The sequence below is a fragment of the Sphingomonas sp. P3_C6 genome (genome assembly GCF_056402595.1).
In genome coordinates this window covers 1-1,364 of sequence record NZ_JBFUHB010000061.1, presented here as the reverse complement: position 1 = coordinate 1,364, position 1,364 = coordinate 1, and the positions used below count along the sequence as shown (strand labels likewise).

Below are 1,364 nucleotides of genomic sequence, written 5' to 3'. Positions count from 1 at the left end.
CAGCTTCCCGCTTCGCGCCGGGCGTCACCATTTTTTTGACGCCAGATCCTTCAGCACCGCATTGTCGAGCATCGCTTCGGCCAGCAGCTTCTTCAGCCGACCATTCTCCTCCTCGAGCGTGCGTAGCCGCTTGGTCTCCGACACCTCCAGCCCGCCGAACTTCGATTTCCAGTTGTAAAACGTCGCTGGGCTGATCCCGTGGCGCCGGCATACAGCCGCCGTCGCCATCCCCGCTTCCTGCTCCTTCAATATCCCGATGATCTGCTCTTCGCTGAACCTGCTCCGCTTCATCCCGTCCGACTCCCTTCGCGTGTCGGACTCTACTTATCCGCGGTCACATTTCAGGGGAGCACGTCAGAGGAAACCGGGGACGCCTGCATAACCACCGTCCCCGCCAATCCAGGGCTGGAGACGAAGGCGCGATCGGATCGGCGACCAATTCCGTCGCGACACCGGGCGGCCGTCGATACCACCCGCAACACCCGCACTTACGTTACAGGGTCACAATCTGCCTATGAACAAGCGAGCAATCTTTGGATCATGGACGGTGGAGCGAAACGGCTGACACGAGCGAACTGCCGGTAGAATCGCAGCCGACGACATAGAATCTTATTTGCGAACCAGAAGCGAAAGCAGTCAGCGCTGCGGCTGTCATCGCATTGTAATTTGCTGCCGATGATGAAAGTATATAATTGTTAGAGTTGGAACAGCCCATTGGATTGCTCAGGCCGGGAATGGTGATTCCGGTCTGGTTCGCATCGGTATAATAGTCGGTAATGACCCCGGCAGATGTAAAACCAGGCCCCGTGGCATTGGCGGCCGCACTTTGAAATATGCCGATAACCAAGGCTAGCATCGATATGTGGCGCTTCATGATATCCTTTCAGGGGCCGCCAAGATTCCGACGAGCGTGACAGATGCCGGATCATGGAAGTCGGTTATAAGGTCTATGATGGATTGGGCGGATGGCTTGTTGGACGCCTCGCAACGATTCCATAGGTTTTCGAAGGCCTAATACCAGCTACCCGTCAGGCTGACACGCACAAAAATCCCCAGATCGCGGTGCATCATAACCACGATCTCCACCGCGACGCCCATCAGACCTGAAAGCTGCTACTGAGCTGCACCCGGTTTCGTGGACACCGAGATAAGGTGTTTTTGGAACCGGAGGGTGACGATGCAACGACGGAAGTTCAGCCGGGAGTTCAAGCTCGAGGCGGTGAAGCTGGTATTGGAGCGTGGCGTTTCGGCATCGCAGGCAGCGCGCGATCTGGATGTGCATGCGAACGTGCTGCGCAAGTGGATCCGCGAAGCGGAAGGCGACCCTGGATCGGCGTTTCCCGGCCACGGCAACATGAGGCCAG

General features: G+C 57.5%; 2 protein-coding genes and 1 pseudogene. 1 reads left to right on the top strand and 2 read right to left on the bottom strand.

Translation table 11 applies throughout. From position 1 onward, the window contains the following. Positions 1–291 (bottom strand): annotated as a pseudogene (locus tag AC1DT7_RS24170) (transposase); the annotation flags it as partial. Positions 292–538: 247 nt separating this feature from the next. Beyond that, positions 539–874, bottom strand: a complete 336-nt coding sequence (locus AC1DT7_RS24165; RefSeq protein WP_478038860.1) for a hypothetical protein — start codon at positions 872–874, stop codon at positions 539–541. A 303-nt stretch (positions 875–1,177) separates the two neighbouring features. Here AC1DT7_RS24165 and AC1DT7_RS24160 point away from each other — a divergent pair. Next, on the top strand, positions 1,178–1,364 hold a 187-nt coding region (locus AC1DT7_RS24160), incomplete at its 3' end, for a transposase (RefSeq protein ID WP_478035524.1).